7 protein-coding genes and 2 pseudogenes are annotated in these 9,840 nt (G+C 71.1%); 5 read left to right on the forward strand and 4 right to left on the reverse strand.

What is annotated here, in order from left to right; translation table 11 throughout:
- Positions 1–59: 59 nt before the first annotated feature.
- Positions 60–1,373, forward strand: a complete 1,314-nt coding sequence (hslU, locus tag AC3WLN_RS22525; protein WP_492485007.1) for an ATP-dependent protease ATPase subunit HslU — start codon at positions 60–62, stop codon at positions 1,371–1,373.
- A 192-nt stretch (positions 1,374–1,565) separates the two neighbouring features.
- On the opposite strand, the pseudogene AC3WLN_RS22530 reads toward hslU, so the two are convergent.
- From AC3WLN_RS22530 to AC3WLN_RS22545, 4 genes and pseudogenes are all read right to left on the reverse strand, one after another.
- A pseudogene (locus AC3WLN_RS22530) lies at positions 1,566–3,104 on the reverse strand (methyl-accepting chemotaxis protein); the annotation flags it as partial.
- Positions 3,105–3,308: 204 nt separating this feature from the next.
- Positions 3,309–4,385 carry an MBL fold metallo-hydrolase gene (locus AC3WLN_RS22535; RefSeq protein WP_492485009.1) on the reverse strand — a complete coding sequence of 359 codons (1,077 nt, stop codon included), beginning with the start codon at positions 4,383–4,385 and terminating at the stop codon, positions 3,309–3,311.
- A gap of 112 nt (positions 4,386–4,497) precedes the next feature.
- The gene (locus tag AC3WLN_RS22540) at positions 4,498–5,583 is read right to left on the reverse strand and encodes a Rieske 2Fe-2S domain-containing protein (RefSeq protein WP_492485011.1); all 1,086 of its coding nucleotides are present in this window, start codon (positions 5,581–5,583) and stop codon (positions 4,498–4,500) included.
- A 431-nt stretch (positions 5,584–6,014) separates the two neighbouring features.
- Positions 6,015–6,578, reverse strand: coding sequence for a hypothetical protein (locus AC3WLN_RS22545; protein ID WP_492485013.1), 564 nt, complete (start codon positions 6,576–6,578; stop codon positions 6,015–6,017).
- A 195-nt stretch (positions 6,579–6,773) separates the two neighbouring features.
- On the opposite strand from AC3WLN_RS22545, the gene pgeF reads away from it, so the two are divergent.
- The 4 genes and pseudogenes from pgeF to AC3WLN_RS22565 form a co-directional block, all read left to right on the forward strand.
- Positions 6,774–7,562 carry a peptidoglycan editing factor PgeF gene (pgeF, locus tag AC3WLN_RS22550; protein ID WP_492485015.1) on the forward strand — a complete coding sequence of 263 codons (789 nt, stop codon included), beginning with the start codon at positions 6,774–6,776 and terminating at the stop codon, positions 7,560–7,562.
- Between the two features lie 266 nt (positions 7,563–7,828).
- The gene (locus AC3WLN_RS22555; RefSeq protein WP_492485017.1) at positions 7,829–8,719 is read left to right on the forward strand and encodes an outer membrane protein; all 891 of its coding nucleotides are present in this window, start codon (positions 7,829–7,831) and stop codon (positions 8,717–8,719) included.
- A gap of 253 nt (positions 8,720–8,972) precedes the next feature.
- Positions 8,973–9,725: a DUF2076 domain-containing protein gene (locus AC3WLN_RS22560; RefSeq protein ID WP_463770356.1), complete on the forward strand. Its 753-nt coding sequence runs from the start codon at positions 8,973–8,975 to the stop codon at positions 9,723–9,725.
- 42 nt (positions 9,726–9,767) lie between these two features.
- A pseudogene (locus AC3WLN_RS22565) lies at positions 9,768–9,840 on the forward strand ([protein-PII] uridylyltransferase family protein); the annotation flags it as partial.

Here is a 9,840-nt window from a genome sequence, read left to right on the forward strand (position 1 = left end):
CTGCCCTGCCCCCTGCCCCGCCCCTTGGCAGCCCGGCTGCCGCATCCGATCGGAGCGTGATGACCACCTTCTCCCCCCGCGAGATCGTCTCCGAACTCGACCGCTTCATCGTCGGGCAGGCCGACGCCAAGCGCGCCGTCGCCATCGCCCTCCGCAACCGCTGGCGCCGGCAGCAGCTCACCGGTCCCCTGCGCGAGGAGGTCGCCCCGAAGAACATCCTGATGATCGGCCCGACGGGCTGCGGAAAGACCGAGATCGCCCGCCGCCTCGCCCGCCTTGCCGGCGCGCCCTTCCTCAAGATCGAGGCCACCAAGTTCACCGAGGTCGGCTATGTCGGCCGCGACGTGGAGCAGATCGTGCGCGACCTCGTGGAGGTCGGCATCGGCCTCAAGCGCGACGAGAAGCGCCGCTCGGTGAAGGCCAAGGCCGAGGCGGCGGCCGAAGCCCGCATCCTCGACGCCCTCGTCGGGCCCACCGCGAGCCAGGCCACCCGCGACAGTTTTCGCAAGAAGCTGCGGGCGAGCGAACTCGACGACAAGGAGGTCGAGATCGAACTCTCCGGCGCCGCCCCGGGGGGCCTGCCGATGTTCGAGATCCCCGGCCTGCCGGGCGCCTCGATGGGCGCGGTCAATCTCGGCGACATGCTCGGTAAGGCGCTCGGCGGCCAGAAGGGCAAGCCACGCCGGATGACGGTGAAGGACGCCTACGCGCCCCTGGTGGCCGAGGAATCCGACAAGCTCGTCGATGCCGAGTCCCTGACCCAGGAGGCGATCCGCGAGGTCGAGGACAACGGCATCGTCTTCCTCGACGAGATCGACAAGATCTGCGCCCGCGAGGGCCGCTCCTCGGCCGACGTCTCCCGCGAGGGCGTGCAGCGCGACCTCCTGCCCCTGATCGAGGGCACCACCGTGGCGACCAAGCACGGGCCGGTGAAGACCGACCACATCCTGTTCATCGCCAGCGGCGCCTTCCACGTCTCGAAGCCCTCCGACCTGCTGCCGGAGTTGCAGGGCCGCCTGCCGATCCGCGTCGAGCTGCAGCCGCTCACCGTCGAGGATTTCCGCCAGATCCTGACCGCGACGGAGGCGAGCCTGCTGAAGCAGACCGTGGCGCTGATGCAGACCGAGGGCGTCACCCTGGAATTCAGCGAGGACGCGGTGGACGCGCTGGCCCGCGTCGCGGTCGACGTGAACAACTCGGTAGAGAACATCGGCGCCCGCCGGCTCCAGACCGTGCTGGAGCGCGTCATCGACGAGATCTCCTTCACGGCCACCGACCGCTCCGGCGAGACCGTGCCGATCGACGCCGCCTACGTGCGCGCCCGGGTCGAGAGCCTGGCGGCCAACGCGGATCTGAGCCGCTTCATCCTCTGAGGTCAGGGCCGTCGCGGCGTCAGGCCGCGACCCCCCCCCCCCGGCTCCGAGGAAGCGGCCGATCTCGGCCTCCAGGCCCGACGCCACGTCCTCGACGGAGGCGGCGCTGCCCTGGACGCCCTCCGCCATCGCCGCCGTCCGGCGGGTGGCGTCGGTGACCGTGCCGAGGTCGCGCGCGATGGCGACCGAGGTGGTCGCGGTGTTGGCGGCGTTGCGCGAGATCTCGCCGGTGGCCTCGCCCTGCATGGCGACCGCGGCCGCGAGATCCTTCGTCATCGCGCTGATCGTGCCCATCCGGTCGGTCATGCGCCCGATGGCCTCCACCGCCTGACCCGTCGAGGTCTGGACCGAGGCGACCTGGCTGGCGATCTCGTCGGTGGCCCTGGCGGTCTGGGTCGCCAGCGCCTTGACCTCGGCGGCGACCACGGCGAAGCCGCGGCCCGCCTCGCCCGCGCGGGCCGCCTCGATGGTGGCGTTGAGCGCCAGCAGGTTGGTCTGGTCGGCGATGGCGCGGATCAGGCCCACCACGTCGCCGATGCGCTGAGCCGTCCCGACGAGCTCGCCCATGCGGGCGTTGGTGCCGGAGGCCTCGTCGAAGGCCGCCTCGACCTCGCCCTTGGCGGCATCGAGGCGACCGCTGATCTCCACGATCGAGGCCGTCAGTTCCTCCGCGGCGCTGGCCACCGTCTGGACGTGGGCGGAGGTCTCGCGCGAACCGGCGGAGGCCCCCTCCACGGCGAGCGAGGCCTCGGCGGAGGCGCTCGACATCGCCGCCGCGCGGGTGCGCAGGTCGCCGGTCTGCGCGCCGACGGCGTTCAGGGCCTCCGCGACACGGGTGCGGAAACGCGCGATCTCGGCGTCGAGGAGCGCCCGGCGGTCCTGGGCGACCTGGCTCATGGCCGACCGGTCGGACTCGAGCGCCCGGGCCCGCAGGCTGGTGTCGCGCAGGGCCTCCAGGGCCCGCGCGACGGCGCCCACCTCGTCCTGGGCGTCCCGGTAGGGAATGGCCCCCTCGTAGTCGCCGGCCACTAGGCCCGAGGTCCGGTCCGCGATCACCCGGATCGGTCGGAACAGGCGGACGGCCACGAGGCCGACGAGGAGGCAGGCCAGCACCGCCACCGACAGGATGGTCCAGCGCATGGCCGCCATCGTCTGGGCATAGACCGCCTCGTAGGCCTCCAGGGGAACGCCGACATACAGGATGCCGTTGACGCGCCCGGCCGGATCGAGGGTCGGCTGGTAGACCGTCAGGTAGGAGCGGCCGAACAGGGTCGCGGGGCCGCTATAGGCCTTGCCGGTGCGGATCAGGGCCTGCGCCGGGTGGTCGGCCGCCAGGGCCGTGCCCACCGCCCGCTCGCCGCGCTCGTTCTTCACCGTGGTCACGCGCCGCACGAAGCGGTCGCCGGCCGGGTCGTAGGCGAACACGGTCGCGGTGCCGCCGACATACGCCACGGTGCGGTCGACGATGGCCTCGTCGGACAGGCCGCCGAGATCGGGCGCGCGCACCGCCGTCACCCGCTCGCCGTCGAAGGCGATCTCGGCCGCCGGAATCCGGTCGCCGACGACCATGCCGAGGGTGCGAAGGTGGCGCTCGCCATCGGCCCGCTGCTTGGCGTCGAGCTGGGAGCCGATCTCGTACCCCGTCACAAGCAACAGGGCCACGGATACCAGCAAGATTGCACCAGCTGCCAGTAGTATGACCTTCGCAGTCAGCGTCCGAATGAGAATCATCGTGCAACCCGTATGCGATCATCGTCAACGTATGATCGAGACTTGGGCGACAGGTGCTATCACGACCTTAACGACACAGGAGTTGGTATGAATTCATCGCTTTCTGTCAGGCATCAGAACGCTGATCTGCAACAGACTCAAATCATCTTCCGGGAAACAAATCCTGATCTTTCCTGAGCCCGGAGTCGGGCCGCCGGGACGAAATCAGGCCTGCCAGACCTGCCCGGGGCGCATCGCCAGGAATCGCTCGGGCGCGAGGCCGTGCTCGGCGCAGGCCTGGGCCAGGGCCTCCACGGGCTGCTCGATCCCCTCGTCGGTGAGCTGGAAGGTGCCCCAGTGGTGGCCCAGCATCTGGTCGGCCCCGAGGAGCAGGCCGGCCTCCACCGCCTCGGCCGGGTTCATGTGCTGGTCCTTCATGAACCAGCGCGGCTCGTAGGCGCCGATCGGCAGGGTGGCGAGGCGCGGCGGCCCGAAGCGGGCGCGGGCCTCCCGGAAGGTCGCGCCGTCGCGCAGCCCCGTATCGCCCGAATGGTAGTGCACGCCCACCGGGGTCGTGAGGACGAAAGAGCACCACAGGGCCATGCGCCGGTCGTTGAGGCCGCGGGCCGACCAGTGGTGGGCGGGGGTGACGTGGACGGTGAGGCCGCCGCCGAGATCCACCGTCTCGCCCCAGTCGCGGGTCTCGACGTGCATGGTGTCGTCGTAGGCGCGCAGGATCGCCTCGTTGCCGAGGGGCGCGAGAATCAGCGGCTGATGCGCCTGCCAGATCCGCGCCAGAGCCGGTCCGTCGAGGTGGTCGTAGTGGTTGTGGGTGATCAGCACCGCGTCGATGGGGGGCAGGTCGGAAAAAGCGATGCCCGGCGGGTTCACGCGCTTGGGGCCCGCGAAGCGCACCGGGCTCGCCCGGCGGGCATAGACGGGATCGACCAGGATGTTGCGGCCGGCGACCTGGAACAGGTAGCTCGCATGACCGATCAGGGTGACGCGCAGGCCCGCGACCCGCTCCGGCGGCCGGTCGGGCGCGTAGGGGCTGGGGTGGAAGGCGGGCCAGGTCTGGCGCAGGGGACTGTCGACGCCGCGCCGGGAGTGCCAGCGGGCGATGTCGCCGAGGGTCTTGTCCGCCGGCTGGTCCGGGCCGTGGAAGCGGACCCCGTCGAAATGGTCGCTGCGCGGACCGCGGTAATAGGGATTGCGCCCGCGCTTGTGGGCGGCATAGCCGACCCCGCCGAGCGTCATCACGGTGGCGGCGCTCAGCGCCTTGATCAGACTTTGCCGTTTCATGGACCCGAGATGGCGGCTGCGGCCCGCCGATCAAGCGGCGCGGCCCGTCACCACGGCCGGAAGACGCACCGCAGCCGGGCGAGGCATGCCGTCTGCGGCGGCGCGCCCCGGATCAGGAGCGCCAGCGCAGTTCCTGCGTGGACAGGGGGTTGGCGAAGGGCCGCCCCTCGCGGGCGGCCTGCAGCGCCTCGCGTTTGAGGCGGAAATACCATTGCGAGGGCAGGTCGCCCTGGCCGAACAGCACCATGGTGGGCTTGCGGTCGAGGCCGGCCTGGGCGTGCTGGAGCACCTGCTGGTCCTGGGTGAGGAACTGGCGCATCAGCGGCCTTGCCAGGGGCTTGAGCAGGTTGAGCGCCGGCATGTTCCAGTAGAGGGCGTTGGTGAGCATCGTCCGGTTCTGGGTGAGCGGCGTGGCGAAGGTGTAGTTCGCCACCCGCTTGGCCCCGGCCTCGATCCGCTCCAGCCGCACGCCGGGAAGACGGAACTCGATCTCCACCGCCGGCACGCCGCCGAGCAGCCGGTAGACCGGCGAACTCGTGGTGGTGGCGTGGCTCGTCATGGTGAAGCCGTGCGGGGTCGGCGTGAAGGTCTTCACCTTCTCGCGCAGTTCCTTCGAGGGCCGGAACCACCAGGAATCGTGGACGAAGGCGACGTGGCCGGGATCGACGAGGCTCAGCGTCGTCAGGTCGAAGGAGGCCTCGACCACGAGTTCGACCACGAGGGAGCCGGCCGCCGTGAAGCCGAGTTCCGGCAGCGCCGCCGGGGGTGAGCCGGTCTCCGCTCCGAGATACGGGTTGACCCAGGCGAACCCCGCGCTCTCGCGGATGGGGAAGCGCTGCACGGCGATGCGCGAGAAATCGGCCGTGTCCGAGGCCGACAGGGTCGGCACGTCGCGGCAGCGGCCGTCGGTGCCGAAGCGCCAGCCGTGGAACGGGCAGGTCAATTCGTCGCCGGCGAAGCGCCCCTTCGACAGGGCCATGCCGCGATGGGGGCAGCGGTCTCGCAGGGCGAAGGGGGCGCCGGAGGCCTCGCGGCCGAGGACGATCTGCTCGCCGTTGAGCTCGACCGCCCGCAGCGCTCCGGCCTTCAGGGATTCCGAGCGGCCGACGCAGTACCAGGCGTCCGCCAGCGGCTGGCGCATGGCGTCCGGGTCGAGCGCGGCCTCGTCGGGCGCCGGCATCCGCAGGGCTGTGGACATGGGGAGGGACGGGTCCGTGGCCTTCGGGCGGGGCTGCGCGCAACGCTGCGCCCCGCGGGGGGAAAGGCCGATGCTTTAGACCTCCGGCGGGGCCGAGGCCAGCCGGGCGCCCGCCGCGGCCCGTACCGCCGCAGCCCCTCCTAAGCAGATGGGAGCGGCGGATGGGCGCGGGCGCGGGCCTTTTCAAACCGGATGGGGCTGACTAACTTCGGCTCACCCGCAACGAACGAAAGGAGGTGATCCAGTGTCTCATTGTCATCAGCCGCTCACCCCGGCCTTCCGGACCTGGACCGTCGCCTCCGGCGCAGCCTTCTAGCGCTCGAAGCGAACGCGACAGTTTCGGCCGGACACGAGTGGTTCGGCAATGGAAGGGCCGCCCCGCGAGGGGCGGCCCTTCGATGTTTCGGGGGCTGCCGGTGGACGCGGCGGCCTCAGACGCTGCGCTTCTGGAAGATCGGCTGCGCCAGGGCCTCGGCCCGGGCGGCCCAGAGGTCGCGCTCGCCGCGCATCTCCGTCAGCTGCGCGGCATCGGCCGTGATCCGGGCCCGGAGCTCGCGGATCTCCTTCTCGACGTCACCCTGGGCCACGAGGAGGCGGTCGCGCTCACCGCGCACGTCCTCGAATTCGCGCATCTCGGCCTCGACATGGGCGCGCAGGTTGCGCAGCTCGCGGGCGATGACGCCCTGAAGCGCGTCGTAGCGGTCGCCCTCGACCTTCAGCTTGGCCTTCAGCATGATGTTCTCGGCCATCAGGTCCGAGACGTCGGCCTCCTCGGCATCGGCCGGAGCGGGCGCCGGGGTCACGACGCGTGGCGTCCAGCTCTTGCCCTGGTCGGCGGCGCGAGCCTCCTCGGCCACCGCGGCCGGAGCGGCGGGGGGCGGGGCCTCGGCCGGATGAGTGGCCGCCTTCATCGCCGCCAGCCAGTCGCGCAGCGGACCGGGCTGCGGCCGGGATGCCGGTTCATACGGGGCTGGGTGACGCGCGGCTTCCGACATCGGCTGATCCTCGACTCTTGAGCTGCATCCGATCAAAACATGCTTAACGAACCGTAAAGACCCACGACGCCGGGCTGCGGCCGGCGCGATGCGGACGGATTGTTTTCTCCACACCGCGCCGTCCGACGGCCGTGATACAGGCGGGCGCCGGCCGGGATCGGCCACGGACGGGATTGGCGAAGGAACGGTGTGACCATGACGCGCGAACGGCCCGACTTCCTCGAATCTCGCGATCTCGCCGGCCTGCCGGGCATCCGGCACGCCTTCTTCACCCGCCGGGGCGGCGTCTCGAAAGGCCTCTACGCCACGCTGAACGGCGGGCTCGGCTCGCACGACGCGCCCGATCACGTGGCGGAGAACCGCGGCCGGATGAGCCGGCACCTCGGCGTCGCGGAGGCGGCCCTGGTCAGCCTGTATCAGGTCCATTCGCCCGCGGTCGTGGTGGTGGACGGCCCGATCGCCCTCGCCGATCGCCCGAAGGCCGACGGGATGGTGACCCGGGTTCCGGGCCTCGCCCTCGGGATCGCCACGGCCGATTGCGGGCCGATCCTGTTCGCCGATGCCCGCAACCGGGTCGTCGGCGCGGCCCATGCCGGCTGGAAGGGCGCCCTCGGCGGCGTGATCGAGGCGACCGTCGCGGCCATGGAAGGACTGGGCGCCGAGCGCGGCCAGATCGTCGCGGTGCTCGGCCCGACGATCGCGCAGCCCTCCTACGAGGTCGGGCCCGACTTCCTCGCGCGCTTCCGGGCGGAGGCACCGGGCTTCGAGCGCTTCCTCGGCCCCGGCACCCGCGCCGACCACGCGCAGTTCGACCTGCCGGGCTTCGTCCTGGCTCGCCTCGACGAGGCGGGCATCGCCCGGTCCGCCGACCTCGGCCGCTGCACCTATGCCGAGCCGGAGCTCTTCTACAGCTACCGGCGGACCACCCATCGCGGCGAGGCGGATTACGGGCGCCTGATCTCGGCGATCGCCCTGGACGCCTGAGGGCGTCCAGCCCCCTGCGACACTTTGTCAACACTCGGAAGCCGAAAAAGCGTGGCCGTCGGCGAACCTTGGCCATTCGCGCGCGTTCTGTGTTCACGGAGTGGGTGAGAATAAGACGAGCATCGCCACAAAGGGGCCGCGTTCACTGCGGCTGGCGTGATCGTTACGCAACAGCTTCTCGCACGCTGCTGGCTTAAAGACGGGGAACTGCAGCGGACGCCGCCAGTAAAAGCGGCGCCGGTGCGTAACGAGTAGAGGACCAGAACATGAAATCCTTCCTTCGCAGCGCCACCGCGCTCGCCGGCATCGCGCTCGCCGGCTCCGCCTTCGCCGCCGACCTTCCGCGCCGCGCGGCTCCCCCGGTGTTCGTGCCGGTGCCGGTGTTCACCTGGACCGGCTTCTACGCCGGTTTCAACGCCGGTTACGGCTTCGACGCCTCCAGCAACAGCCAGCCGACCGTCATCGGCGTGGGTCCCGCCAGCCTGCTGGTTCCCGCCAACACCACCGGCGTGCTCGCCTTCCAGAACGGCCAGAGCAACGACGGCTTCGTCGGCGGTGGTCAGATCGGCTACAACTACCAGTTCACTCCGGGTTCGGGTGTGGTCATCGGTGTCGAGGCCGACGCCCAGTACGTCGATTTCGGCCGTGACCGGAATCGCAGCACCTTCATCAGCAGCCCAGCTGGTATCCCTGGTCCGGCCGCCCAGCAGGTCTTCAACCCGGCCGGCGTCTCGGGCCTCGACTACTTCGGCACCGTCCGCGGCCGCCTCGGCTACGCCTTCGACCGCACCCTCGTGTACGGCACCGGCGGCTTCGCCTACGGTTCGGGCGGCGGTCGTGACTTCGGTCTGACCAACCGCAGCCGCGACGACTTCCAGACCGGCTGGGCCGCCGGCGGCGGTATCGAGTACGCGCTCCCCACCGACTCGTTCCTGAACTTCTTCAAGTCCTCGGCCGTCACGCTGAAGGTCGAAGGCCTGTACGTGAACCTCGACCGCGGCAACCGCAACAACGGCGTCTTCGCGGTCAACAATGCCGGCCAGGAAGTCAGCGTCACCAGCCCGGGCGTCGTGCTCGTCAGCGGCGGCCGCCAGGTGCGCGACACCGAGTTCGCCGTCGTCCGCGCCGGCCTGAACTACAAGTTCGGCTCCTACTAGGACCTGCACCAGACGGCGCTCCCCTCGCGGAGCGCCGATCTCACGGAAGAGCCCGGCCGCAAGGCCGGGCTCTTCCGCGTTGGGGGACCGTTTGGCCCTGGATGCGCGCGGAATCGCGGAACATTCCGAGCAGGCGGATGCATCCGGGACGGCAAAGTTCGCGTTGAGCCCCTGACAAAGGCCGGCGGCACCCCCATCTGTCACCCGCCCGTGCGGGTGGTCACCCGCCGGCTTGCCCCAGGAGGACAACTCCATGAACAGCGAAGAACGCGACGTCATCGGCGGCATTTTCCAGCGCCTGGAGCAGGCTTCGAGCCAGCCCCGGGACGCGGAAGCCGAGCGCTTCATTGCCGACAAGATCCGGGCACAGCCCTACGCGCCCTACGCGATGGCGCAGCTGATCTACGTGCAGGAAGAGGCGATCAAGAGCCTGAACGAGCAGCTCGAGCAGCTGCGCCGCGCGGGTCAGCAGCAGCCGCAGGGCGGCGGCGGCTTCCTCTCCAGCATCTTCGGCGGCGGCTCCTCCAGCCGCCAGCCCGAGCCGCCGCGCCAGGGCGGCGCCTGGGGCAACCAGGGCGGCCAGCCGGGCTACGGCCAGCCGCAGCCGGGTTACGGCCAGCAGCCCGGCTACGGGCAGCAGCCGGGCTACGGTGGCCCGCAGCAGGGCGGCCCCTGGGCCGGCCAGCAGGCAGCACCGGCCCGCGGCGGCGGCTTCATGGCGACGGCCCTGCCGATGGCGGCGGGTGCCGCCGGCGGCATGCTGCTCGGCAGCGCCCTCTCGAACGCCTTCGCGGGCGGCCATTCGCAGCTCGGCAGCGCCGCGGCGGCGGGCCTCGGCGGTACGCCGAACATCACCGAGAACAACTTCTTCGGCGGCAGCGGCAACGAGGATCTCGGCTCGGCCCTCGGCGGCGGCAACGACCTCCAGGACGCCTCGTTCGCCGATGATTCCGGCGGCGATTTCGGGGGCGACCTCGGCGGCGGCGGCGACGACGACTGGGTCTGAGCGAGGCCCGATCCGGACGGGAGTCCGGAGACGACAGCGAGCCGGCGCCCGGGGGCGGGCGCCTCGCGCTACCTCGTCGAGCCCAACGTGAAGGACGGCAAGGGGGGCCTGCGCG

The organism is Methylobacterium sp. FW306-05-D (genome assembly GCF_058782155.1).